Below are 25,620 nucleotides of genomic sequence, written 5' to 3' on the forward strand. Positions count from 1 at the left end.
GCCGCAACCGCAAGTGGGCGTCGAGATGGCGCGCTATCGGCGCGGCTGGTCCAAGCCATGGCACCGCCTTGGAGGCAAGTCGGGGAAGGGCGGTCATGTGCGCTCCAGGACGAAATCGGGAAAGATGCCGGAGTCAGCGCATGCTCGCGCGCAATCCATCCCCTTGAGCATGCCGTGTCCCAGAACCAGAGCGGTCTTGAACCCAAGCGCCTGCGCACCGAGCACATCGGTTTGCAACGTGTCGCCAACCATCAGCACCCGCGCCGGATCGGGCGGCGAGCCGAGGCGCGAAACGGCGATGTCGAATATCTCGGGAAAGGGCTTGCCGAAGAAGCGCGGCTCGCAGCCGGTCTTGTCGGCAAGGCGATGCGCGAAATGTCCGGGTTCGAGCGACAATCCGTCTTCGCGTGGCGCCACAAGGTCGGGATTGCCGACCAGCACCGGGCGGGGATCGCGCAAGACGGCGGACTCGAGCAGCGCCTGACGCTTGGCGGTCCAACCAGCGGAACCGATCATCAGAAACCCGTCCACCGCGGCATAATCCTTGGGATCGTCGCCAAGGAAACGCAGGCTGAGCCCGCCGAGATCCTCATCGCCATGTTCCGGGGAAAGCATCACGCCCCAGTGGCGCCTGTCGCCTGAGAGATGTGCAAGCAGGGCTTCCCGGCTCGAGGCAACTTCGTGCGGGGCGAAGTCGAAGCCGAGCCGCGCATGACGTTCCATCATCAGGCGCTTGGGATAGCCGGCCGAATTGGTAACGACGCAAAGCCGCTTGCCGGCGCGACGCAGCGCCAACATGCGCTCTACCGCGCCCTGTACCGGGCGTTCTCCGACATTGAGCACGCCGTAAGCGTCCAGCAGGATCAGGTCGAAGGGGTCCGCCACGGCCTTGAGATCGGGTGCGCGCGTGGAGGCACCGGGCTGCCCCGGCGCAGGCAGGCGGGCGCGGATCGCCTGATAGGCCGCAAAAGCCCAGGGACCGTCACGCGTCGCGACCTGCATCACAGGATCCGCTTGCGCAGCCATGCCGCGACAATCTCGCCCAGAACCACGAGGCCGAGGATGCACAGGAGGACCATTGCGGCCTCGGGCCAGTTGAACGTGTCGATCGCGCCCTGAAGGATGATACCGATCCCGCCCGCACCTACCAGACCGAGCACCGTGGATTCGCGCAGGTTGATATCCCATCGCAGGATTGCCACAGCCCAGAAGGTCGGCATGACCTGCGGCACGATGGCATAGGCGATCACCTTCATGCGCGAGGCTCCCGTGGCTTCGAGCGCCTCGACGGGGCGACGATCGATCTCTTCGATGGCTTCGCCCAGAAGTTTGCCGACGAAACCGATCGAGCGCAGCATGATCGCGACGATCCCGGCAACGATGCCTGGCCCGAAAATTGCGACGAAAAGAAGCGCCCATATGATCGTGTTGATCGAGCGCGACGAAACCAGGATGAAACGCCCGATCCACAGCGTCACGCGATTTGGCGTTGTGTTCTGCGCGGCAAGATAAGCCACCGGCAGCGACACCAGCACCGCAAAGGCGGTGGCGATGGTTGCGATGTTCACGGTTTCCCAGAGCACCTTGAGGATCGTCGCAAGGTTGGTTGGGTCGGGCGGCACCATGCGCCCGAGAAGATCGCCCATCTGTTGCGGCGCATCCCAGACCCAGGCCCAGATCACGTCGATACTGGTGATCGACCAGCCAATCGCGAGTGCTGCGGCCAGAAGGCCCAGATAGCGCGCAAGCCGCTGTTGCGGGGTGAACCGCGTCCAGTCCTCGGCCAGAGTGGAGGAACGTTCGTGGTGGTCCTTCGCTCCGGTCATAGCATTTTCCTGATGCGCCCGCTGATTGCCTCGCTGACGAGGATCGCGCCGACGATGACGATGGTGATCGCCAATGCGAAATCATAATCGTAGCGCCCAAAGGCGTTGGCGAGCGTCGCGCCAATCCCGCCCGCGCCGACGATGCCGATCATGGCCGAGGCGCGCAGATTGCTGTCGAGCTGATAGATCGACAGTCCGATCTGGCGCGGCAGGATCTGCGGGAAGATGGCGTAGAACAGCATCGACAGATATGGAGCGCCCGCCGCGCGCATCGCCTCGACCTGACCGAAATCGATCTCTTCGATACGTTCGGCCAGCATCTTGGCGACGAAACCGATGGAATAGACGATCAGCGTCAGCACCCCGGCGAGCGGACCAAAACCTACGGCCTTTACGAAGATGATCGCCACGATCACCGGGTGAAAACTCCGCGCGAGGATGATGATCGCGCGGCCCAGCAGAAAGATCGGTTTCGGGGCAATGTTTCTGGCGGCCATGAAGGCAATTGGGATCGAAAGGAGAACGCCGCCGAATGTGGCGAGGATCGCTATCTTCAGGCTTTCGAGGAAGCCGTCTATCAGCAAGCCGCTGCGGGCGAAGCTCGGAGGAAAGGCGCCGCCAAAGATGCGGCTGGCGCGGGTCAGGCCCTGGCTGACGCGTTCCCAGTCGATCGGAAGCGCATAGATCGTCGTGACGACATAGGCCGCAACGCCCAACCATACGCCCCAGCGCAGCAGCGGGTTGGCGATGAAGGGCGGCTTCTGCCAATGGTCGGGATAGGATTTGTCGCTCATGTCGCGGCCTTCAACGCGGCGCTCGGGGCGGTGCCTTGCTGACGGTCCTGAGACGGGACGCCGGCATAGATCTCCTCCATCGCCTCGGGCACGAGTTCGCCGGGCAGACCATCAAAGATGATCCGCCCATAGCGCATACCGACGATACGGTCGGTATATTCGCGCGCCTCGGCGACGTTATGAATGTTGATGAGCACCGGCAGTTTGAGTTCCTTCGAGAGGTCACGCAGAAGCTGCATGATCTGCTCCGATGTCTTGGGATCGAGCGAAGCCGTGGGTTCGTCCGCCAGAAGGATTTCAGGCCTTTGCATCAGCGCACGCACGACGCCGACGCGCTGGCGTTCGCCGCCCGAAAGCTCATCGGCGCGCTTGTTGGCGTAATGGGCGATGCCGACCCGCTCCATCAGCTCATAGGCGTGGCGGATGTCGTCCTTGGGATAGCGGCGCATGATCGCGGCCCAGGACGAGATATAGCCAAGCCGCCCCGATTGCACGTTTTCCATGACAGTCAGCCGATCGACCAGGTTGAAGCCCTGAAAGACCATACCGATCTTGCGGCGCGCCTCGCGCAGGGCATGGCCTTTGAGCGCGGTCAGTTCGGTGCCGTTCAGGACAATGCTGCCGGATGTTGGTTCGACCAGCTTGTTGATGCAGCGCAGCAAGGTGCTTTTGCCCGCACCGGACGAACCGATGATCGAAACGATGCTTTCGCCTTCGATCTTCAGGTCGAGGTTCTTGAGCACGGGCTCACCCGCGCCATAGCGTTTCACCAGATCGGTTATCTGAAGCATGGATTTCTCCGGCAGGGGTGCGGCGGGCCCGCGCTGTGGCAGGCCCGCGGCAGGTTCACTTGGACGAGGCCAAGCCTTCGGGCGTATATTGCACGCCGTTGGCCTGGTGAATCTCGCGGATCACCGCCCAGTCGTCCTTGTAGGTGATCGGAACGAACTTGCTGACGCCCGAGAATTCCTCGCCGAGAACGGTGCCCTCGAAGCTGAAATCGAAGAATGCCTGCTTGATCTTGTCCACCAGTTCGGGGTCGAGGTCATGAGCATAGGTATAGGATGTGGTCGGGAAGGGCTTGGATTCCCAGACGATCTTCACCTCCTCAGGGTCATAGAGCCCACGTTCCGCCATCCGGTCGACAACTTCCGAGGCGACAGGCGCGGCGTCGTAATCGCCCGCGACGACACCCAGCATCGACTGGTCATGTGAACCCGAATAGGTCACCTCGTAATCCTCATCCGGAGTCACGCCCAGATTTGGAAACAGCGCGCGCGGGGCAAGGTTGCCGGAATTCGACGTGGGCGAGGTATGCGCGACGCGCTTGCCTGCAAGGTCTTCCATCGTGTCGATGCCCGAGTCCTTGCGGGTGTAGACCTGCAGCTTGTAGCCGAACTCGCCCGCGTCCGATCCCATGATGGCAAAAGGCACAGCGCCCGCCAGGTTGACGGCGAAGGGTGTCGGCCCGGTCGAGAAGCCGGCGATATGCAGGCGGCCCGAGCGCATCGCCTCGACCTCGGCAGCGTTGGACTGAACGGCGAAGAACTGAACGTCTTTGCCGGTGACATCTTCAAGATGTTGGATGAAGGGCGCCCAGATGTCTTCGTAGATGGCCGGATCTTCGACGGGCGTATATGCGAAGACGAGGGTGTCGGGATTCTTCAACCCCTCGTCCGGCGCGTCGGCGACCATGTCTCCGTTGGTATCGCAGAACATCTTGTCCAGAGCGCCGCGCTCGCAATCCTGAGACTGTGCCGTGCTGGCCATGAGCATGGCGACGGCGCCCGCGGCCATGCCGCGGATCAATGTTGTGGGTGTCATATCTTCCTCCTCCTAGCGCCCCGATTTAACCGATTTTTCAAAGCAAAAATGTGGGACTTCCAATATTTCAAGCATTATAGATTGCGTCATGCAATAGAATTGTCATGAAGCCGTGCCAAACTGCGTGCCGGAGACCGCGATGAACAACCCGGACCTCAAGCTGAACAAGAAGACCCGCCGCGAGCGGATTCTGTTGGAATTGCGGCTCAGGCCGCATCTTCGGACCAGCGATCTTGCCGAACGCTTCGGCGTAACCAGCGAGACGATTCGCCGGGATGTGACCGCATTGGAAGGGGCAGGGCAGGTCAGCCGGGATTTCGGCGGGGTCACGGCCACGACGCCCGGCATGCGCCCGGATGTCGAAACCCGCAACCGCTCGCATCTGGGCGAGCGCGAAAGGATCGGCCGGCTTGCCGCTGCAATGGTGCGTCCCGACGATCTGGTGATGATCGACGCGGGATCGACCACGATCCAGTTTGCGCGCGCACTGGCCTTTTCCGAAACCCCTGTCAGGGTCATCACCAACAGCGTCAACGCCGCGATCATCCTTGGCCAGAGCCGGGCCGCTCATGTGTTGCTGTGTCCCGGCGATTTCATGCCCGCCGAGGCTGCGGTCGTGGGGCCGGAGACCATCGATTTCCTGCGCAGGTTTCATGCCACGCAAGCATTTGTCGGCATGTCGGGGATCAGCGAGCGCGGCTTCAGCGAGGCGGTGCCGGGTTTCGCCGGGGTCAGGCGAGCGATGCTGGCGCAAAGCGAACATCTGGTCGTCATGGCAGACAGCCACAAGTTCGGGCGAACCGATTCCGATCTGGTGGCCCGCTTCGGCCCGGATATGACCCTGGTTTCGGACTGCGCGCCTGAACCGGACCTGGCCCGTGCCATGGCGGCAGAGGGCTGTCGGCTGCAAACCGCCTGAGACGGATTCAGGAATCGGCCTGGGCGCTGTCCGAGAGGCTTTGATCAAGGGTGATGCCGCGTTTTTCGGCGCTTTTGCGGACGGTCTCGCGCAGAATCGGGCTGCGCTTCACAAGGCGGCGGAACCTGGTCTCGTCCAGCACAAGGAGCGTCGAGGGGACAATGGCGCGCGCTTCCGTGCGGCGTGGTTTTTGCATCAGCACCCCAAGCTGGCCGAACATCTCGCCGCGTCCCAGCCGCCATGTCTGGCCGGCGGCCTGGAGTTCAACCGCTCCCGAGGCGATAAAGAACACCCGTCGCGAAGGGCTGTCTTTGCGCAGGATATGATCGCCCGCGTTGACGTAACGGGTTCTGAGCGCGCGGACGAGGCGTTTGCGCACCGGCGCATCGAGATCGGCGAAGAGTGGGAATCTCTTGACCAGTTCGATCCGTTGCAGTGCCAGATCGAGTGGCGGGCGGTCTTCGGCAGCGGCACGGCGGCGCGCGATCCCCTGCATCAGGGCGGTATAGATTTCGGACCCGATCAAACCATCTTCGCGAATGGCGGCGTATTCGCGCTCTTCAAGGCGCAGAGCGGTGCGGCGGATGAAGCGGCGTTCCAGTTCTTCGGCATAGCCCGGATATTGCAGGCGCAACCCCTCGAGCGCGGTCTCGACCATCTCGACGCGGCGCGCCAGCAACTCGTTGAGCAGTTCCGCCACGCGACGCCCGTGGATGCGCCGGATACGACTGTCGATGAAACCGCCAAGGTCCCTCAAAATCAGGCGTTGCGACAGCAGAAGCTCGAACCGGTCGGCCATCAAGCGCGCCAGCGGGAAAGAGATGCCCAACCGGTTGTGAAGAAAAACCGCCCAACGAAAGCCGCGCCCGAAGCTGACAACGCGCCGCGCGGCCTGCTGATAGCCGCTGCGCCCGGACGAGCGAGCGGATTCAATGAGGCGCCCGGCATCCGACAGGACCTGTTCGGCCAGACGGGCCGAAAGGGTGCGTTCGCGGACCCGCGCGAGGATGGTATCGCGCTCGGCTCCCGCCAGCGCGATCAGGCCAAGGGTGATGCGGTCGCGGTCGGCCACTTCCGGATTGTCCTCGGCGGTTTTCACCGCTGCTTCCAGGCGTTCGCCGAAACGCACTGCCTCGGCACGCACGATATCGTGGTTCAATTCGTAATTCTCGGTCGTCTTGGCGACATCCTCGCGCACGGTCTGCAGGGCGACGGCGATGACCTGGCGCGACAACGCCTTGTCGAGGGGCGAAAGCTGATCCAGCCGAAGACGGCTGATCAGCCAGCGCAGCGTCGTGCCCTGAACTATCAGGGTGAACAGTGTGAAACCGGTGGCGAGGATGCCTACGACGCGCTTGATCTCGAGAGGAACCCGGAAGCTCTCGGTGACCGCGAGTGCCAGCGCCAGCGTGACCGCGCCACGCAAACCGCCCCAAAGGATCGCGGTGCGGTAGCTGCGCTCGACAGCGGGTGAAAGGCGTAGCACGGTCAGTGTCGGCAAGAGGCCGAACAGAATGACCGCGCGCGCCGCGATCGCGGCCAGAACGACCACACCGATCAACAGGAAATCATCAGCCCGCACATCCTCGAGCAGGCGCGGAATGAGCAAAGCGGCCAGGATAAAGATCAGCGCCCCCGCCCAATGCGCCAGAAGCCCCCAGACTTCACGCATATTCGCCCAGGTCTGCGGCGGCAGGCGTCCGGGCGCGGTCAGGTTCAGTGTCATGCCCGCCACGACCACCGCGATCACACCCGAGGCACCGATGCTTTGTTCCGCGCCGATGAAGGCAAGATAGGGGAGCGCGACTGAAATCGATATCTGCGCCAGCTCGTATTCAGAGAACATCGCCATGAGCCAGACCGCGATCCGTGCAGCGAACCAGCCGACCAGCGCGCCGCCTGCGATCAGGATAGGAAAGCGCGTGAATGTATCCCCAAGTGCCGGGTCGGGAACGCCCAGCATCACGAAGCCCATGAAGAGACCGAACAGCGCGATGGCTGCGGCGTCATTGAGCAGGCTTTCGCCCTCGATGATGCGTGCCAGTCGGCGCGGCGCCGAGATCGAGCGGAAGATGCCCACGACGGCGGAGGGATCTGTTGTCGACACGATCGCTCCGACCAGAAGGCACGCCGCGAGGGGCAGAGCGCTGGCCCAGTGCAGGGCGTATCCAACGCTCAGTGTCGCGACGATCACAGCCACCACCGCCAGGACGATGATCGGCACCCAGTCATCGAGCATCCGGCGCAGGTTCATCCCCAGCGTTACCTGGAACAGCAGCGTCGGCAGAAAGACGTAGATGAACACGTTCGAGCGGATCGGCAGTTGCATGATCGCTTCGGCAACCGGATCAAGCGCGTCGGTAAGGTCTGTGCGCAGAAAGAAGATCGCCGACACCCCGATCAGGATGCCAATCACCGCAAGGATCACCCCGAAGGGCACCCGCAAACGCGCGGCCAGCGGCTCGGCCATGCCGATCACCACGAAAAGCGCCGCGAGGATGGTAAGGATCAGAACAATATCCATGAAACCGGAATAAGCGAAATGACGGGAAAAGAGAACGGTAAGCAGACCTGCACCGAGGTCGCGGGACATGACGTGCGATAGTTCGCCCCGGATTGGGCGGCGTGCATGACTTTACTTCGTTCTTGAAGAAGAGCGTTTCTGCCGAAAGGTCAAAATCGCGCGCGTGGACAGGTGATTCAGTGGTGGGAAAGGTCAGGCGGTGGTCGGAACGGTTTCGCCGATCAGCTCGCCCGCATCAAGCAGGATATCTTCGCGGAACTGGTTGGCGACAAGCTGCACGCCTACGGGCAGGCCATTGGCAGCGCCGTTGGTCACGGTGAGACCCGGCAGACCAAGGAAGGGCAGGCCGATCTGAAGCATCTGCGCTGCGATGATTGCCTCGAAATCCGCCTGGCTTGCAACATCGCGCAGATCAGCGAAGGGCAGCTCACCTGAGACCGGACAGAGCATCACGGGATAGTCGGACAGAAAGCCGCGCCATGCCCGCATCAGGCGAGAGCGCGATTGCAGCGTGTCCATGAGCATGTTGAGGTCGGCATCGGGGGTGATCGCCTGAAGATAGTCATAGATCCGCTCGGCATCGGGGTCGGCCTCGTCGCGCACCGCCTGTCCGGCGCCGCGGCGCATTTCCGAAAGCCACATGATCAGTTGCAGCTCCATCGCTTCGCGCAAAGGCGGAGTGTCGCATTCGACAACCTCCCAGCCTGCAACCGACAGTCTTTGCGCAGCGGCGCGCAAGGCGTCCTTGATAGGGGCGGCCACCTCCATCCCGTCGGGGGCAAGGCACAGCGCGGCGCGCCGGGGCAGGGGAGAGCCCTGCATGGGTGCGGCGATGAACCAGGGGTCGCGCAGATCGGGTTGCGCCATCGCAGTCAGCGACAGGCGCAGATCCGCGATCGAGCGGGCCAGTGGCCCGGAGACGGCCATGAGCTGCGCGCCGATATGGCGATCGGGTCCGGTGCCATTGAAGGCCGGTACACGGCCCAGCGAAGGGCGCAATCCGTGGATGCCGCAGGCATAGGCTGGGTAACGGATCGAACCTGCGATATCGGTGCCATGCGCCATCGGCCCCATACCTGCGGCAACCGCAGCGCTGGCGCCGCCCGAGGATCCGCCGGGGGTGATTCCGGGAACTCGCGGATTGGTGGTGTGGCCGTGAAGCGCGTTGCGGGTAAACCACCGCAGGGAAAAGGCCGGGGTGTTGGTGCGCCCGACGATCACCGCGCCGGCCTTGCGCAGGTTGGACACGACTGGGCTGTCCTCGGCTGCGATCAGGTCGCGTTGGATGCGCAAACCGTTGGTGGTGGCAAAGCCCTTCTGGTCGGTATTGACCTTGATCGTCACCGGCACCCCGGCCATCGGGCCGGGATCGAGGCCAAGCGCCAGCGCCTGGTCGATCGCATCGGCAGAGGCCAGAGCCTCGTCGTCGCAGCGCTCGACGATGGCGTTGCAGCCGGGGTTAACGTGGTCGATCCGGGAAAGCGTGCTTTCGGTGACCTCGCGGGCGGAGACGTCGCGTTGGCGGATCAGGGTGGCCATCTCGGTGGCCGTCAACGCCCAGAGGTCGTTCATGCGGCGCCCTTTCGCCAATCGGTGCCCGGCACGGCAGCCAGCAGGTTTCGCGTATATTCAGCCTTGGGCGACAGGAACACATCCTGCACCGGCCCGATTTCGACCAGCTTGCCGTGCTGCATCACCGCGACACGGTCGCAAAGCTGGGCGGCGACGCGCATGTCATGCGTGATGAACATCAACGAAAGGTGCAGCCGTTCCTGAAGATCGCGCAGAAGCGTCAGCACCTGGGCCTGGATCGAGACATCGAGTGCGGATACCGCCTCGTCGGCGATGATCAGGTCGGGGTCCATCGCAAGCGCGCGGGCTATGCCTATGCGCTGGCGCTGCCCGCCTGAGAATTCGTGCGGATACCGATCCGCCGCCCCGGCATCGAGTTCGACGATCTCCAGCAACTCTCGCGCGCGGGCATGGGCCTTTTCACGCGGCACGCCCTGCACGATGGGTCCCTCCGAAAGCGCGTGGAGGATCTTCTTGCGCGGATTGAGCGAGGCATAGGGGTCTTGAAAGATCATCTGCACGCGACGGCGCGCGCGGCGCAGCTGATCGGCGTTGAGCGCGTTCATGTCCTGACCGTCAAGGATCACCTCGCCGCTATCGGCTTCGACCAGCCGGACGATGGCGCGGCCGACCGTGGACTTGCCCGACCCAGATTCACCGACGATCCCCAGAACCTCGCCGCGCGCGATGGTGAATGAAACTCCGTCGATCGCGGTCACGCTGCGCTTGGGTTTGAAGAATCCGCCCGATGTGACGAAGGTCTTGCGCAGGTCGCGCACTTCAAGCACCGGCTGAGCGATGACGGGTTCAGGTGTCGGCACATGATCCGTCGGAATCGCGCGAAGCAGCGCCTTGGTATAGTCGTGCTGCGGGGACTGGAGCACCTCGGTGGCGCTGCCCTGTTCCACGATTTCGCCATAACGCATGACGATCACCCGGTCTGCGATTTCCGCAACGACGCCGAAATCATGGGTGATGAACATCACCGCCATGCCGTGACGCTGCTGGATCGTCTTGATCAGGTCGAGGATCTGCGCCTGCGTGGTCACGTCCAGTGCGGTTGTCGGTTCGTCCGCGATCAGGATCGCGGGATCGAGCGCCAACGCCATTGCGATCATCGCACGCTGACGTTGCCCGCCAGAGAGCTGAAACGGATAGGCACGGATGATCTTTTCGGGATCGGGCAGGCCCACCTCGCCAATCAGGGCCAGCGCCTTTTCGCGCCGCTCGGCCGGGGTGTGGCGGTTATGGGCCTCGAAGACCTCGGCGATCTGGTCGCCAATCCGCATCAGGGGGTTGAGCGCTGTCATCGGCTCCTGAAAGATCATGCCGATCCGGTCGCCACGCAGTTTGCGGCGTTCGGCATCAGGCAGGGCCATGATATCGCGGCCCTCGAACTCGGCTTCGCCGCGCGCCACCTCGACTTGGTCGGGAAGCAGCCCCATGAGCGCATTGGCGGTCATCGACTTGCCCGAGCCGGACTCACCGACCACGCAGAGGATTTCGCCCTGGTTGAGGTCAAAGGAGACATTCTGCACGGCAAAGGCACGGTCTGCTCCCGGCGGTAGCGAGATCGCCAGGTCGCGTATCGAAAGAACGGGTTTCATGCTCAGCGCCCCTTTCTGGCCAGACGCGGGTTCAGCGCGTCATTGAGGCCTTCGCCGATCAGGTTCAGCGCCAGCACCGTCAGGAGGATCGCGACGCCGGGAATGAAACTCAACCACCAGGCGCTGCGGATGACCGTGCGCGCGGCGCCGATCATGTAACCCCAGCTCATGATGTTGGGATCACCGAGCCCGAGGAACGATAGAGAACTTTCCAGCAGGATTGCGGTGGCGACCATCAGCGATGCCATGACGATGATCGGTGACATTGCATTAGGCAGGATATGCCCAAACAGGATGCGGGTGTTTGAAAGCCCCGCCAGTCGCGCCGCATCGACGAACTCGCGTCTGCGCAGTGACAGCACTTCCGCGCGCACCAGTCGGGCGACAGGCGGCCAGCTGACAATCGCGATTGCAAGGGTAATGGTGGGCAGCGTCGGTTCCATGATCGCCACCAGCACGATGGCAAGTGCAAAATTGGGAATGGTCTGGAAGAACTCGGTAAAGCGCATCGCGCCATCATCCACCAGCCCGCCGTAAAAGCCCGCGAAAGCACCCAAGGGGACTCCGATCAGCAAGGCGACCAGCGTCGAGACCAGCCCGACGATCAGCGAAACACGCGCGCCATGCACGAGCCCGGCGGCCACGTCGCGCCCCAGCGTGTCGGTCCCAAGCGGAAAACCATCGACCGTGAAGGGTGGCAGGAATGGGCGCTGCACCATTTTCCATGGGCTGTCGGGATAGATCAGCGGTGCGAACACCGCGAGCAGAATGACCGTCAGCAAGATGATCAGGCCGATCAACCCGCCGCGGTTGCGTGAGAAACGTTTGAGGAAATCAATCATCGGTTTGCCTCCTCATATCCGTGGGTCGATCAGCCGATAAACAATATCGGTGATGATGTTGAAAACGATCACCATCGCCGCTGACACAAGGAAAACACCCAGAAGCGTGTTGTAATCGCGCGCCGTCAGGCTTTCGAACATGAGGCGTCCGATCCCCGGCCAGGCGAAGACCGTTTCCGTCAGGACCGCGCCGCCCACCAGTTGCCCGGCCTGAAGACCTGCCAGCGTCACAACCGGCAACAAGGCATTGCGCAGGATATGACGACGCCGGATCGTGCCTTCGGCCAGCCCCTTGGCGCGGGCGGTCTTGACGAAATCCATCTGGCTCACTTCCAGCACCGATGAGCGTGTCATGCGCAGATAGACCGCCATGAAGAACAGACCCAGTGTCAGCGCGGGAAGGAATAAGTGTCTGAGCCGGTCAAGGACAAGCTCGAAACCGGTAAAGCCCGCACCCACGGTTCCGTATCCGAATGCTGGGAACCAGCCAAGGTGAACCGAGAACAGCACCACAGCCATCAGCGCCACCCAGAAAAGGGGCGTCGCATAGAACAGAAGCGCCATCGACGTGATCGCCGAGTCGCTCCATCGTCCCTGTCGAGCAGCGGCAGCGAGGCCGAACACGATGCCCAAAAGCAGCGACATGCCAAATGCAGTCAGAGTCAGGAGCAGCGTGGCGGGCAGCCGGTCGAGGATCAGTTCCAGAACAGGCATCTGTTGGCGATAGGAATAGCCCAGATCCAGTTGCAGCACGCCTGAGACATAGTTCCAGAACTGCACGTAAAGCGGCTGATCGAGACCGAACTGCTCGCGTAGCTGCTGGATGAACTGCTCATCCGCCGCGCCCGCTTCGCCGGCCATCACCATCGCCGGGTCGCCCGGTGCGGCATGGATCAGAAAGAAATTGAGGATGACGATCAACAAAAGCGTGATCGCCGCTTTCGCGGCGCGCGCAAGGATCGCAACGGCAATGGTCATGGTCTGGCCCCGGCCGGTTTGAAAATGTCAGGAAAAACCCTGTACACCCGGCGGGGAACATGCCCCGCCGGATGCCATCTGTCGGTTCGGCTTATTGTTCGATCCACGCGTCGCGCAGACCGTCATTCACACCGATTGCGGTCGTCACCAAGTCCTTGACCTCGCAGCGATAGATCGTCGGGAACTCGATCTCGAGAAGCCAGGCAACCGGCACGTCGTCCACCAGTTGCTGTTGGATCTTGGTATAGATCTCCTGACGGGCCTCGCTGGTCGAGGCGACAGCCGCCTCTGCGAACATCTCATCCACCTCGGGGTTCTCGTATCCCGCGACGTTATTCCATGGGCTGCCCTTGGCGATGTTGGACGAAAGATAGCTGCGCGCCACGCCGAGAGCCGGGTCGCCATACTGGTAGAGATAGGTGAAGGCGATGTCGAAATCCCATTCGGCCTGTTTCTGATTCCAGCCGGCGACATCGGTCGCGACCACCTCGACGTTGATGCCAACCTCTTCGAGGTTCTGCTTCATCGCTTCGGCCCAGCGTTGCCAGGTCTCGCCGTAGGGCAGGGGCAGGATGCGCACGGTTGTGCCATCATAACCCATCTCCTCGAGCAGTTCCTTGGCCTTCTCCGGATTGGTATCGTACATGATCGTGTCGTCGGTATAGAAATTCGTCTTCGACGAAACCGGGCTGGTGGCGACGGTGCCAAAGCCGTTCCAGATCACGTCCTTGACGAATTCACGGTCCATCGCATACATGACCGCCTTGCGGAACAGCTTGTTCGAGGTCGGACCTTCGCGGTTGTTCATCCATGCCATTGCGTGCGGCGCGAAATACTCCCAGCCCTTGCCGGTCGAGCAGACATTGTCCATCTCGGTCAGTCGCTTCACATCCCAGTTCTCGACCGACCCGCCGGGCAGGACATCGACCTCACCGTTCTCGAAGGCAACAGCACGCGAGGCGGCATCCGGGATCACCCGATAATAGACCTCATCAAGATAGGGCTGCCCGTCGAGGTAATAGTCCTCGTTCTTGACCAGGTGAATGTAATTGCCCTTTTCCCAGGCCTCGAATTTGTAAGGGCCGGTGCCGATCGGTGTGTTGTTGGCAGGGTTGTTCGCGTAGTCGGTGCCCTCATAGATATGCTTGGGAACCATCGGCATGGTGCCGGCTTCGAACACGCCGATGAACGGGCCAAAGGGGTTCTTCAGCTTGAAGACCACAGTGTGATCGTCGGCTGCCGTAATTGATTCCACGTGCTCGAGACTGACCCTTAACCGGGCATGTGTCTCACGCAGGAACTTGTCGACGGAAAAAACCACGTCCTCGGCAGTGAAAGGCTCGCCGTCATGCCATGTCACGCCCTCGTGCAGCTTGAAGGTATAGGTCAACGCATCATCCGACACCTCCCAAGATTTCGCGAGCGAAGGTTGCGGATTGAGATCGGTATCGTAGCGCAGCAGGCTTTCATAGATGTCGCCGGCCACCAGCTGTGTCGGCCCGTTCTGTACGAGGCCCAGCATCAGGCTGGGCGGTTCGGGCTGAACGACAATATCGAGACGGCCACCGGAATCCTGTGCAAAGGCTGGCATGACCAGCCCCGCGGACAGAAGTGACGCAGTTAAAATGTTCTTCATCAAGTGGCTCCCTGTTAGCAAATCACGAGGACCACCGCCTAACCTGCGATACATCGCAAGCCGGGCAGACCCCCGCCGTGATCTTGTAAAGCGCCTTGCCGGTGATCCGGTTCTGCGGCACGCTGTGTTCACGACCCGCTCTTCTCGGAGCAGGCCGCCTGAGTACAGTTCATCGGCAGGCCCGCGCTGAGTCAAGGGAAATTGTCGACAGGCGACAATTCAGCAGCTACCGTGCAGGCATGACGATGGATTCCGAGCCACTTTTCAAACCGCTCACCCGCGATGCTCTGACCCAAAGGATTGCGCGGATCCTGACGGATGCCATCGTGTCCGGAAAGCTCAAGCCGGGCGACCGCGTCGCGGAATCGGTAATCGCACGCGATCTTGGCGTCAGTCGCGCGCCGGTGCGTGAGGCCGGGCGCCTGCTGGAAAGCGCGGGGTTGCTGGTCTCCAAGGCCAATCGCGGGTTCTTCGTGCGCACAATCGACGCCGATGACCTTGATTCCCTTTATGAACTTCGGCTCTGCATCGAGCGGGAAGCCGCTGCGCGCACCGTGCGCGAGGGGCGGGTTGCGCAGATTCGTGACCGTCTTCTGGATCAGATCAAAGAAATGGTGGTGATGTCCGAGGACAATCAGCTGATCCATCAGATCGGCGGGGATCTTCAGTTTCACCGGTTGATCGTGGAAACCAGCGGCAATCTTCGCTTTCTGGCGGTGTTCGATAAGCTGGCATCGGAGATTCAGGCCTGCACGGCATTGATCGAGCGGGTGTTTGACGAACCGGGGAAAGTCGCGCGCAATCACGCGCTGATTGTCGAGGCGCTGGATTCAGGCGACGAAGACGCGGCCCGCGCCGCGATGGATTATCACATCGGCGTCGCGCGCGAAGCCGTTGTTGGTCATTTCCGCAAGTTGGAAGGCGCGGCCGACAACGCCCTATGAGCAGGGCGCCTGTGTTCAGACCAGTCGGCATGCATCCCGGGCAAGGCCTGTTATCCGCTCCCAGTCACGGGCGTCGATGGCGTCATCCGGTGCAACCCAGCTGCCCCCTACGCAAACTGTGTTGGGCAAGCGAAGGTAGTCACCCGCATTCGCCAGTGACACGCCGCCGGTCGGGCAGAACGACACATTGGGTAAGGGGCCGGCCAGGGCCTTGAGAATAGCGATCCCGCCTGAGGCTTCGGCGGGAAAGAACTTTAGCATGTCGTAACCGCGCTCCAGCAGCAGCATCGCTTCGGTTGCGGTGACGGCGCCCGGCAGGAGTGGCAGATCGAGCGCCTCGCAGGCCTCGAGTAGGCGCGGGGTGCTACCGGGGGATACGGCGAATTGTGCACCCGCCGCACGCGCCGCCAGCGCATCCTCAGGCGTCAGAACCGTGCCAGCGCCGACAATGGCGCCCTTGACCTTGCTGACCGCTGCAATCGCCTCAAGCGCTGCCGGGGTGCGTAACGTGACCTCGAGGACAGGCAAACCACCCGCAACCAACGCCTGTGCCAGAGGCGCGGCCTGCGTGGCGTCCTCGATAACCAGCACCGGGATAACGGGAGCCACTGCGCAAAGCTGGCGGGTCCGGAGACTGATCTGTTGCGGGGTCATCCGGTTGTCTCCGGCGGCTGGATCGCAGAGGCACCAAGCGTCGCGGGCCCGGCGTTCTGACGGAAAAGCGCAAACAATTCGCGCCCCATCCCGTGGGCGTTGGCATCAAGGTCAGGGCTCGCGGGGGCGCGCTCAAGTGCGTCTTCATTCATCACGTCCAGCCGCCCGGCACTGGCATCCACACGCAGGATATCGCCGTCACGCAGACGCGCCAACGGGCCGCCGAGAGCGGCTTCGGGACTGACATGCAGCGCCGCGGGCACCTTTCCCGACGCACCCGACATGCGCCCGTCCGTCACCAGCGCGACGCGGTAGCCGCGCTCCAGCAGCACCGACAGGATCGGTGTGAGCCCGTGGAGTTCGGGCATGCCGTTGGCGCGTGGCCCCTGAAAGCGGACCACGACGACGCAATCCCCTTTGAATTCTCCGGCGCGAAAGGCGGCTTTGACCCCGTCCTGATCCTCGAACACGCGGGCAGGGGCCTCGATCACGTGCAGATCCTCTGCCACTGCGGAAACCTTCATGATCCCGGCGCCGAGATTACCGGTCAGTTCCCTGAGACCTCCGGTGGTTTGGAACGGATCGCGCGCGGGGCGCAATATCCTGTCGTTATGCGATCGCACCGCGCCGTTGCCCCATGTGATGCGACCATCCACAAGGCTGGGTTCCCGCGCATAACGCGCCAGACCCGGTCCGGCCACGGTGGTGACATCTTCATGCAGGAGGCCCTCGGCCAGAAGATCGCCGATCAAGTATTGCAGCCCGCCCGCGGCATGGAAGTGGTTCACATCCGCAAGGCCGTTGGGATAGACCTTGGCCATCTGGGGCGTGACCGAAGAGATATCCGCGAAATCCTCGGGGCGCAGTTCAATCCCGGCGGCGCGCGCCATCGCAGGCAGGTGCAGCACGAGATTTGTCGATCCGCCTGTCGCCATCAGTCCGACGATCCCGTTGACGAAGGCGCGCTCATCCAGCACCGAGGCGGCCGGCGTATAGTCATTTCCAAGCGCAGTGATCGCAAGCGCGCGTTCGGTGGCGGCCTCGGTCAGCGCATCGCGCAATGCTGTGCCCGGGTTGACGAAGCTCGCCCCAGGCAAATGCAGGCCCATGAACTCCATCAGCATCTGGTTGCTGTTCGCGGTTCCGTAGAAGGTGCAGGTACCCGGTCCGTGATAACTGGCCATCTCGGCGCGCATCAGCGCGTCCCGGTCGATTTCACCGGCGGCGAATTTCTGGCGCAGCGTCGCCTTTTCGTCATTGGGCAGACCCGAGGTCATGGGACCGGCGGGAACGAAGATCGCCGGGATATGGCCGAAACTGGCGGCGGCGATCACGAGACCGGGAACGATCTTGTCACAGACACCCAGATAGGCCGCCGCATCGAAGGTGTTGTGGCTGAGCGCAACCCCGGCTGACATGGCGATCACGTCGCGCGAAAACAGCGACAACTCCATCCCCGGCTGGCCTTGCGTGACCCCGTCACACATGGCGGGAACGCCGCCTGCGACCTGCGCGGTACCCCCGGCGCGGCGCGCCGCGTCGCGCATGATCTCCGGAAAGGACTCGAACGGACGATGCGCCGAGAGCATGTCGTTATAGGCGGTTACGATGCCCAGGTTCGGTGCGCGATGCTGCGCCAGCCGGTCCTTGTCGCTGCCCATCGCGGCATAGGCATGGGCTTCGTTGCTGCAACTCAGATGCGCGCGGCGTGGCCCCTCTTCGGCGGCGGCGCGCACCCTGTCGAGATAGGCGCGCCTGCTTTGCGCAGAGCGTGTCCTGATCCGGGCGGTGACATCCGCGATGGTGGCGTGAAGCTGCATCCTGCGGTCCATGCGATTTGCGTTAGCGATAACATATCACTGGACCCAGGGTGTTTCAAACCGATCCGAAGCGGTCCGCGCGGTAAGGTGACAGATCGACATTGGGTGGAACGCCATTCAGAAGGTCGGCCATGATGCGGCCGGTGCGCGGCGCCATCATCAGCCCATAATGCGAGTGGCCGAAAGCTCCGAACAGTCCGGGATGACCGGGGATTTCGCCGATTACCGGGAGGCTGTCGGCAAAGGACGGGCGAATGCCGCTCCAGGTCGTGCGAGAGGCGGTGTTCAGCCCCGGCATCATCTTGCGCGCCAGCTTTGCGATCACGTCGGCGCGGCGCGGGTCAGGGGGCCTGTCGAGCCCGCCGAATTCGGCAGTTCCTGCTGCGCGTATGCCTTGCTCCATCGAGCTTGCGACGAACTTGCGGTCAGTATCCATCACGGAATTGTTGAGGCGTACGCCCGGCTCGGCGAACATCACATGATATCCGCGCTCGGCCTCGAGGGGCAGTTTCAGGCCCAAAGGTTCCAGCAGACGCGCCGACCATGCGCCGGCGGAAATAACGACCCGAGTGGCCTGCAATGTCGCGCCAGCGCAGATGACTTGCCAGCCGCCATCGGTGACGGGCTGAAGCGTCTTGACCTCGTGCTGCAGGATTTCACCACCCATGTTGCGCAGTTTGTCGGCGAGAACCTGCATCATCCGGCCCGGCGACGTGCAGCGTGCTTGCCCGTGGACGACGACCGCCGCGCGGAATTCGGGTGAAAGGTTGGGCTCCATCTCGCGCAGGGCGGCATCGCCGATCACTTCGACCCTGGCTCCTGCCGCGCGGCGCAATTCGCTGTCCAGTCCCGTGTCACGGGCGGTTGCCGGGTTGCGATGCGCCAGCACGTAACAGCTGTCCTGCAAGAGGGTCTCTTGGCCGGTGCCTGAAAGATGCTGGCGATAGATATCGACGCTGCCATCGCTCAGCGCGTGCATTCCGAGTGATATCTGACGCACCCGCTCGCTCCTGCCGTTGCGCAAGAAATCGAGCGCCCAGGGGAGGAAACGGGGAAGGTGGCGCGCATGCACCGTAACAGGCCCCAAGGGATCGAGAAGCCATCCGGGAGCCTTCTTCCAGACCCCCGGCATGGATTGGGGCACCACCGAGAAGGGTGAGATCACACCGGCATTGCCCATCGACGCGCCTTGGCCCGGTGCATCGCGGTCGATCAGCCGGACCGGGATACCGCGTTCGGCCAGTTCAAGGGCGGTGCAGAGCCCGACGGCCCCGCCGCCCAGGACAGTGACTGGTCCGGCGCTGTCATCGGGTGGCATGGTTGGTGCCCCCTTCGGCGCGCTTGCGTATCACCTGCGGCAGGGCGGTCAGCCCCACGACGAGGAGTGCGATCAGGTCGCTCGAGCCGCTTGGCGCCACCAGCAACAGCCCCCCGATGATCATCAGGATGCGGCCTCCGACGCCCATGGCCGTGATGAAATAGCCGGCCACCGCCGTCCCGATCAGAAACACACCGGTTGCACAGGTGATCGATACCTGAAGGAACGACATGAGCGTGAAATGCTCGGGCAGGACGATCAGGATCGTGGGGGCATAGACGAAGACCATGGGCACTAGGAGCTTGCCAAGGCCCAGCGTGAAAGCATTCAGCCCGGTACGGAACGGGTTCGCTCCGGCGATTCCCGCCGCCGCATAGGCCGACGCGCAGACCGGGGGGGTGATCTCGGATATGACGCCATAGTAGAGCACGAACATATGCGTCGCGAGCGGAGGCACGCCCAGCTGCGTCAATGCCGGTGTCGCGACGGCGACCAGCATGATGTAAAGTGCCGTGGTCGGCAGCCCCGCGCCCATCAGGATACAGGCCATTGCGATCAGCACCAGGGAGATGAACTGCTGGAGAGAGGTCAGGCTGAAGGCTTCGGAAGGAATCCAGCCGAGGAAGGGATGCACCCAGGCCGCCATGTCCGCGGCGCCGTTGGTCACCATGAAGCCCATGCGGAAGCCCACGCCGGTGGTATTGATAACTCCCACGACGATCCCCACCGCGGCCGAAGCGGCGCCGACCGCAAGCGCATATTGAACGCCGACATGGAAGCTGTTGAGAAGATCCTTGAAATCCTTGCGCTCATTTCGGTGGATCGATCCAACCAGCGTCAGCGCGGCAAGAATGCCTGCCAGCGTCGCCGAGAATCCTTCGCCGCTGGCCGGTGATGCCTTCCAGAAGATGAACGCCAGAAGCGCCAGTGGAATCGCAAGCGTCAGTGGCCGGTCGACGCCGCAGAACCCGACCACGATGCAAAGTGACAGCCCGACGAATGCCGCCATGTTGGGCGAATAGCCCGAGAAAAGCACCACCAGCAGCGCGATCAGAGGGATGATCGTATACCAGCCCTTGCGCCAGACTTCGAGGAAGCGGGGCAACTGGTCCTTGGGATAGGCATGGAGGCCAAGGCGCTTGGCCGTATAATGCACGATGGACAGCACGCCGATGTAATGCATGAGCGCCGGCACGATGGCTGCGATTACGATGGTTGTGTAGGGCACCTCGAGATACTCGGCCATGAGGAAGCTGGCGGCGCCCATGATCGGAGGCGTGATCTGGCCGCCCGCAGAGGACGCGGCCTCGACCCCGCCGGCGAAATATCCGGGATAGCCCATCTTCTTCATATTGGGGATGGTCAGCGATCCGGTCGAAACTGTGTTGGCGATGGAGCTGCCCGAGATCGTGCCGAAAAAGGCCGACGAGACCACCGACACCTTGGCGGGGCCGCCGGTATAGCGCCCGGCGAGCATCATCGCGTTGTCGACGAAGAATTGCCCGAGGCCCATGCGCTGTGCCACGACTCCGAACAGCACGAAGTGGAAAACGACCGTCGACACCACCCAGAGCGTGATGCCGAAGATGCCTTCGGAGGGGAAATACATGTTGTTGACGAACTGGTGCCAGTCGACGCCCGGATGCTGAAGGATCTGCACCGGCATTGAAGGTCCGAACAGCGCATAGACCATGAAGACCATGATGATCAGCGGAAGCACGAAGCCGATCGTGCGCCGTGCGATCTCGAGCGTGGCGAATATCAGGATCGTGCCAAGGATCACGTCCACGCTGGTGGGATTGCCCTGCCGCAATGCTTGCTCGGGGATGTTGAGGCCAAAGCCATCGATCCCCCGCCAGCTGATCCAGAGGAACAGCGCCGCCAGCATCCCCGAAAGCGCAATGGCCCAGTCGTAAAGCGGCACGTTGCCGGGCCTGAGCGGCCCCGCGCCCTCATAGGACAGGCTGCGCGGGGTGCGCCGGACGGGGAAATAGACGAAAATGAACAGGAACAGTCCAGCAAGATGGATGCCCATATGCACATGATCGACAGGCGTCCCAAAGCCTGCGGTCCAGACATGGTAAGCGGCGAACAGGATGGTCGCCCAATAGATCGCGCGGGTCAGCGTCGGGCCGTTGTCGCGGGTATTGAGGGCGCTGTCGTATTTCTTTTCCAGCTCTTCGAGCTGATGGGCGTCCAGATCCGTGGACAGACGATCACTGGCCATGAGCATGTCCTTGGTAACAGAGAGGATGAAAATGCGTGGCACGCGGGCGCGCCAAGCCATGCGATGGAATCGCGATGAAACGAAATGGGCCAGCCGCGATGGCTGGCCCGCTTCACGTCAGCGGATCACTTCAGCATGCCCGCTTCCTTGTAGAAGCGCTCGGCACCCGGATGCAGCGGCACGCCGATGCCGTCGACACCGTCAAGCGCGCTTTCCAGCGTGATGACCTTCGCCTTGGGATGGCCGCTATCCATCAGGTTGCGGGCGGTATCCGACCACAGCGCCTTGGTGATCTCGTAGATCAGCTCTTCGTCCTGATTGGCATTGGTCACGAGGATGCCCGAGACAGCGAGCGTGTCCACATCGTAATCCACGCCGGGATAGGTGCCGGCCGGGATCATCGACTTGATATAGTAGGGAACGGCCTCATTGCCGGCGGTCAGTTCTTCCTCGGACCAGTCATAGAGCTCCATGCCCTTGGTATTGTCGAGCTGGATCATCGCGGCCACGGGCGTGCCAGCGGCATAGAAGTATGCGTCGAGCTGGCCATCTGCCAGGCGCTCCGCGCTTTGGGTGTTGTTGAGTTCCGCCTCTTCGATGTTGTCGCGGGTGATTCCCTGCGTGGCGAGGATCAGCTCGATCGCGATCTGCGTACCCGAACCGGCCTGCGCGATTCCGACGCGCTTGCCTTCCAGATCCTTGAGGCTGTCAAGTTTGGCGCCCTTGGGCAACACGAGATGCAGATCTTCGGGGAAGAGGTTGGCGATGACGCGCAGGTCGGGCTTCTGATTGCCCTCGAAAACGCCGATGCCCTTATAGGCGAAATGCAGCGTCGCGGCACCGGTTAGGCCGGCTTCCATCTGACCTGCCTGGACGGCGTTCACGTTATGCGCAGAGGCGTTGGTGGATTGCGCGATTGCCACGAGACCCGGCACACCGCAATTGCCGCCCTCTTCGCAGGGGCGCGAACCGGGAGGATTCGAGATGGCATTGGCGATGATGCCACCAATCGGAAAATAGGTGCCCCCCGCGCTGCCTGTGCCGATGCGGAAGAACTTCATCTCCTGCGCGGTGGCGGGCAGGGCCATAGCGAGGCCTGCGATGGTTGCGATTGTCAGATTTCTGATACGTCCCATGTGTCGTGTGTCTCCCTGAGAGCGATTGATTTAAGCGGCCGGTTGATCCGGCCTGTCCGTAGGGCGCTATTCGCCCGGTTCGCCCACGGTGCCAATTCCGCACCATAAACACAAATTCAAAGTTTATTGATTATCATAAAAGTTGCTTATATTTATTTCGTCATGAACATTGCTCAACTCAGTGCCTTTCGCGAAGTCATGCTGGCCGGATCCGTCTCGCAGGCGGCGCGAAATCTAGGGCGCACGCAACCCGCGATCAGCACCGCCATCGCCACACTCGAATCCGAACTGGGCATGCAGCTCTTCGAGCGGCGCGCGCGCCGCCTCCATCCGGTACCCGAGGCGCATTACCTGCTGGCCGAGGCGACAGGTATTCTCGGAAGGCTGGACAGCGCCCGACAGAACCTGCGAAACCTCAAGTCGCTGGACAGCGGCGAGTTGCGGATCGTTTCGATGCCGGGGCCATCCGTCTTTCTGGTGCCTCGGCTGGTCAGCCGGCTGACCAGAGGGCGCGACGATATCCGCGTGACAATCATTACCCGCAGTTCGCCGCAGGTGCATCAGCTGATCTCCACGCAATCCTATGATTTCGGAATCGCCGACATGAGCGCGGATTTCGACAGATCGTCGCAACTGGTCGCCAGTCACCCCACGACCAGCCGCTGCGTCTGTGCGCTTCCCGCAGATGATCCGCTTGCGGCAAAGGAGGTGGTGACGCCCGGCGACCTCGATGGTCGGGCGATGGCGATGCTGCATGAGAACCATGCAACGCACCGCGATACCCGTGGCGCGTTTGAAGCGGCGGGCGCTGCGTTCGATGTGCGTTACGAGACACAGTATTTCATCCCGCTTCTCAATTTCGTTGAACTCGGCCTGGCCTGTGCGGTGGTCGATACGATGAGCGCCGAAAGCTATCGTGGCTATCGGGGGATCGAGGCGCAAGAGATCGTGTTTCGCCGCTTTGAGCCAGCGATCACGGTGGAGTTTCACGTTCTGACTCCGGCGCACCGTCCGCCTTCGGCGCTAGCTTCGGCTTTCGCTGCGCTCTGGCAGGAAGAGGTGCGCCGGATCGCCGCCCGGTTCTGACGCCCTTCGGGTGTTGATGATCGTCAATGACGTTGCCAACCCCGGGCGAGAGAATGAAGAGACGGCGCTTCAGTCCGGGGTCACCCGGGCCAGGGCCTCACATCGAAGATGAAGGACCGAGGGGCTTGCGATGCGCGGTGCGCGATCTTGCTCCTCGCGGGACGGGTGGCGTGACAGTCTATGACGACCGGCATGATGCGGCGCACCGATTGCTACAGGTGTTGCCGCCCCTTGAGGAGGAGGATGTCGTTGTCCTGGCGCTACCCCGCGGTGGCGTGCCAATCGGAGCAGAGATCGCAGAGTCGCTTCACGCACCTCTGGACCTGATCCTCGTGCGCAAGGTTGGCGCGCCCCGCAACCCCGAACTGGCTGTTGCAGCGGTAACCGGTCCGGGCGACGCGGGGCTCTTGGTCAATGTCCCGACCGCGCGGGCCTTTGGCCTGTCGCGAAGCGATATCGACGCTCTGGCTGCCTCTGAGCGCACGGAACTTGAACGGCGCCGCAATGCCTATGTGGGCGGGCGCGCACCCCTTCCACTGAAGGGGCGCACGGTCCTCGTGGTCGATGACGGCGTCGCCACGGGTACGACGCTGCGCGCTGCTCTGACGGCTTTGCGCAATCGCGCACCTGCTCGCGTGATCGTGGCGGTTCCCGTTGCCAGCGCCGAGGCCCTGGAAACCCTTCGCGGACTGGCTGACGCCATCATCTGTCCTGAGCCCCAACTTCGCTTTGGCGCGGTTGGCGCTGCGTATCGTGTGTTCGATCAGGTCACAGATGAAGAGGTAATTCACATGATGCAGGAAGCGAACGCACGAGGCGAGACCAAGGAATGAAGGGCCGGCCCGCATCGATGCCATGCCGAAAACCCCCTCCGATTGAACGTCTATCTTCCACGCAGGGTCACGGCGTTCGGTGCATGCGCGCGGGTGCCGCGAGTTTTTCCAGAATAAAGGGTTTGCATTCCCGCTGATTCGGCGTCCAATGGTCGTGCCCGCATGGCTTGTATTTTCGCCAACCAGAGTTTTCCCGTTGCGGGCTGACCGGACATTTTCCGGCCGATCTTGTTCGGTGCGCGCCAAGGCACGACCGAAAGCGGGGAACAAAAATGAACGTCGTTTCGATCAGGCAAACCGCCTCCTGCCCGTGTGGCGAGTGTCCTATCCTTCAAACCGGCCTGTGCAGCCATGCCGATGCGCAGACCAGGATCGATATCAGTCGCCTTGCGCGCCGTGTGCGGGTGGCGCGCGGGCAGTCGATCATGACCCAAGGCGACAACGCCAAGAATCTGGCGGTCGTGACGTCGGGAGTCGTCAAGACCGTGCATATGACCGAGGCGGGCGACACGCAGGTGCTTGCCCTGCTGTTCACCGGGCATTTCTTGGGGCGGGCCTTTGAACCCGTGATCCCGCTCTCATATGAGGCCGCGACAGATGCAACCCTTTGCCTGTTCAACCGGCAGGGGTTCGAGGCACTGTTATCGCGTTCGCCAAGCCTGGAGCATGGTTATCTGCTCGCCACGCTCGAACAGATGGATTCGATGCGCGTCTGGATGTGCCTTCTGCGCGGGCGCAGGGCGCGCGAGCGGGTTGCGGCCTATCTCTACTTCCGACTGATCACCGGGGACAGCGCCGACGCCATGACCATCAACTCAGGCGGGCGCAGTTTTATAGATCTACGTCTCGGACGGCTGGATCTGGCCAGTCTTCTGGACATGACGCCCGAAACCCTGTGTCGCAGCCTGCATTCACTGGCGGATCAGGGCGCTGTGCTCGTGAGTTCGCCAAACGTGATCGAAATTCGCGATACACGGCGACTGGTCGCGCTCTCCGGGCCATCGCTTGACGGAGTGCTGAAAGCAGGCGCACGCGCGGTCGTATGAGCGCGCGCCTCTAGCTGGTCCGCGACAGAAACCG

Annotated in this window: 21 protein-coding genes; 5 read left to right on the plus strand and 16 right to left on the minus strand. The window is 62.5% G+C overall.

Going from position 1 to position 25,620, the window contains the following annotated elements; translation table 11 throughout:
* Window positions 1–93: 93 nt before the first annotated feature.
* The 5 genes from ROH8110_RS05440 to phnD are packed head-to-tail and all read right to left on the minus strand — an operon-like array spanning window position 94 to window position 4,417.
* The gene (locus ROH8110_RS05440) at window positions 94–1,002 is read right to left on the minus strand and encodes an HAD-IIA family hydrolase (RefSeq protein WP_085816629.1); all 909 of its coding nucleotides are present in this window, start codon (window positions 1,000–1,002) and stop codon (window positions 94–96) included.
* Complete coding sequence (gene phnE / locus ROH8110_RS05445) at window positions 1,002–1,826, minus strand: phosphonate ABC transporter, permease protein PhnE (RefSeq protein WP_085816630.1); 825 nt, start codon at window positions 1,824–1,826, stop codon at window positions 1,002–1,004. The genes ROH8110_RS05440 and phnE (ROH8110_RS05445) overlap by 1 nt, the downstream gene beginning before the upstream one ends.
* The gene (gene phnE / locus ROH8110_RS05450) at window positions 1,823–2,620 is read right to left on the minus strand and encodes a phosphonate ABC transporter, permease protein PhnE (RefSeq protein ID WP_085816631.1); all 798 of its coding nucleotides are present in this window, start codon (window positions 2,618–2,620) and stop codon (window positions 1,823–1,825) included. The genes phnE (ROH8110_RS05445) and phnE (ROH8110_RS05450) overlap by 4 nt, the downstream gene beginning before the upstream one ends.
* Entirely contained in the window at window positions 2,617–3,411 is a 795-nt protein-coding gene (phnC, locus tag ROH8110_RS05455; protein ID WP_085816632.1) for a phosphonate ABC transporter ATP-binding protein, read from the minus strand. Before phnC ends, phnE (ROH8110_RS05450) begins: the two co-directional genes overlap by 4 nt.
* Before the next feature lie 55 nt (window positions 3,412–3,466).
* Entirely contained in the window at window positions 3,467–4,417 is a 951-nt protein-coding gene (gene phnD, locus ROH8110_RS05460) for a phosphate/phosphite/phosphonate ABC transporter substrate-binding protein (RefSeq protein ID WP_121143617.1), read from the minus strand.
* Between the two features lie 166 nt (window positions 4,418–4,583).
* Here phnD and ROH8110_RS05465 point away from each other — a divergent pair, with 166 nt between their 5' ends.
* Entirely contained in the window at window positions 4,584–5,363 is a 780-nt protein-coding gene (locus tag ROH8110_RS05465) for a DeoR/GlpR family DNA-binding transcription regulator (protein WP_085816634.1), read from the plus strand.
* Window positions 5,364–5,370: 7 nt separating this feature from the next.
* On the opposite strand, the gene ROH8110_RS05470 is transcribed toward ROH8110_RS05465, so the two are convergent.
* From ROH8110_RS05470 to ROH8110_RS05495, 6 genes are all read right to left on the minus strand, one after another.
* The gene (locus tag ROH8110_RS05470; RefSeq protein WP_085817022.1) at window positions 5,371–7,887 is read right to left on the minus strand and encodes a cation:proton antiporter; all 2,517 of its coding nucleotides are present in this window, start codon (window positions 7,885–7,887) and stop codon (window positions 5,371–5,373) included.
* A gap of 192 nt (window positions 7,888–8,079) precedes the next feature.
* The gene (locus ROH8110_RS05475; protein WP_085816635.1) at window positions 8,080–9,459 is read right to left on the minus strand and encodes an amidase family protein; all 1,380 of its coding nucleotides are present in this window, start codon (window positions 9,457–9,459) and stop codon (window positions 8,080–8,082) included.
* Window positions 9,456–11,066 carry an ABC transporter ATP-binding protein gene (locus ROH8110_RS05480; protein ID WP_085816636.1) on the minus strand — a complete coding sequence of 537 codons (1,611 nt, stop codon included), beginning with the start codon at window positions 11,064–11,066 and terminating at the stop codon, window positions 9,456–9,458. Before ROH8110_RS05480 ends, ROH8110_RS05475 begins: the two co-directional genes overlap by 4 nt.
* A gap of 2 nt (window positions 11,067–11,068) precedes the next feature.
* Window positions 11,069–11,908 carry an ABC transporter permease gene (locus ROH8110_RS05485; RefSeq protein ID WP_211330731.1) on the minus strand — a complete coding sequence of 280 codons (840 nt, stop codon included), beginning with the start codon at window positions 11,906–11,908 and terminating at the stop codon, window positions 11,069–11,071.
* 12 nt (window positions 11,909–11,920) lie between these two features.
* Window positions 11,921–12,886 carry an ABC transporter permease gene (locus tag ROH8110_RS05490; RefSeq protein ID WP_085816637.1) on the minus strand — a complete coding sequence of 322 codons (966 nt, stop codon included), beginning with the start codon at window positions 12,884–12,886 and terminating at the stop codon, window positions 11,921–11,923.
* A 91-nt stretch (window positions 12,887–12,977) separates the two neighbouring features.
* Window positions 12,978–14,522: an ABC transporter substrate-binding protein gene (locus tag ROH8110_RS05495; protein ID WP_085816638.1), complete on the minus strand. Its 1,545-nt coding sequence runs from the start codon at window positions 14,520–14,522 to the stop codon at window positions 12,978–12,980.
* 239 nt (window positions 14,523–14,761) lie between these two features.
* Here ROH8110_RS05495 and ROH8110_RS05500 point away from each other — a divergent pair, with 239 nt between their 5' ends.
* The gene (locus ROH8110_RS05500) at window positions 14,762–15,466 is read left to right on the plus strand and encodes a GntR family transcriptional regulator (protein ID WP_085816639.1); all 705 of its coding nucleotides are present in this window, start codon (window positions 14,762–14,764) and stop codon (window positions 15,464–15,466) included.
* Between the two features lie 15 nt (window positions 15,467–15,481).
* Here ROH8110_RS05500 and eda read toward each other — a convergent pair whose 3' ends face one another.
* The 5 genes from eda to ROH8110_RS05525 form a co-directional block, all read right to left on the minus strand.
* Window positions 15,482–16,120, minus strand: coding sequence for a bifunctional 4-hydroxy-2-oxoglutarate aldolase/2-dehydro-3-deoxy-phosphogluconate aldolase (gene eda, locus ROH8110_RS05505; protein WP_085816640.1), 639 nt, complete (start codon window positions 16,118–16,120; stop codon window positions 15,482–15,484).
* Window positions 16,117–17,940: a phosphogluconate dehydratase gene (gene edd / locus ROH8110_RS05510; protein ID WP_085817024.1), complete on the minus strand. Its 1,824-nt coding sequence runs from the start codon at window positions 17,938–17,940 to the stop codon at window positions 16,117–16,119. The genes eda and edd overlap by 4 nt, the downstream gene beginning before the upstream one ends.
* A gap of 55 nt (window positions 17,941–17,995) precedes the next feature.
* A complete protein-coding gene (locus ROH8110_RS05515; RefSeq protein WP_085816641.1) occupies window positions 17,996–19,258 on the minus strand; it encodes an NAD(P)/FAD-dependent oxidoreductase in 1,263 nt (420 codons plus the stop codon).
* A complete protein-coding gene (locus ROH8110_RS05520) occupies window positions 19,245–21,485 on the minus strand; it encodes a TRAP transporter permease (RefSeq protein WP_085817025.1) in 2,241 nt (746 codons plus the stop codon). Before ROH8110_RS05520 ends, ROH8110_RS05515 begins: the two co-directional genes overlap by 14 nt.
* Before the next feature lie 125 nt (window positions 21,486–21,610).
* Window positions 21,611–22,621 (minus strand): TAXI family TRAP transporter solute-binding subunit, encoded by a 1,011-nt coding sequence (locus tag ROH8110_RS05525; protein WP_085816642.1) that lies wholly within the window; start codon window positions 22,619–22,621, stop codon window positions 21,611–21,613.
* Between the two features lie 162 nt (window positions 22,622–22,783).
* On the opposite strand from ROH8110_RS05525, the gene ROH8110_RS05530 reads away from it, so the two are divergent.
* The 3 genes from ROH8110_RS05530 to ROH8110_RS05540 all read left to right on the plus strand — a co-directional run bounded on the left by ROH8110_RS05530 (window position 22,784) and on the right by ROH8110_RS05540 (window position 25,586).
* The gene (locus tag ROH8110_RS05530) at window positions 22,784–23,707 is read left to right on the plus strand and encodes a LysR family transcriptional regulator (protein WP_085816643.1); all 924 of its coding nucleotides are present in this window, start codon (window positions 22,784–22,786) and stop codon (window positions 23,705–23,707) included.
* 170 nt (window positions 23,708–23,877) lie between these two features.
* Window positions 23,878–24,540 carry a phosphoribosyltransferase gene (locus tag ROH8110_RS05535; protein ID WP_085816644.1) on the plus strand — a complete coding sequence of 221 codons (663 nt, stop codon included), beginning with the start codon at window positions 23,878–23,880 and terminating at the stop codon, window positions 24,538–24,540.
* A 272-nt stretch (window positions 24,541–24,812) separates the two neighbouring features.
* Window positions 24,813–25,586 (plus strand): Crp/Fnr family transcriptional regulator, encoded by a 774-nt coding sequence (locus ROH8110_RS05540; RefSeq protein WP_085816645.1) that lies wholly within the window; start codon window positions 24,813–24,815, stop codon window positions 25,584–25,586.
* Window positions 25,587–25,620 lie beyond the last annotated feature (34 nt).

This window comes from Roseovarius halotolerans (assembly GCF_900172255.1).
GTDB lineage: Bacteria > Pseudomonadota > Alphaproteobacteria > Rhodobacterales > Rhodobacteraceae > Roseovarius > Roseovarius halotolerans.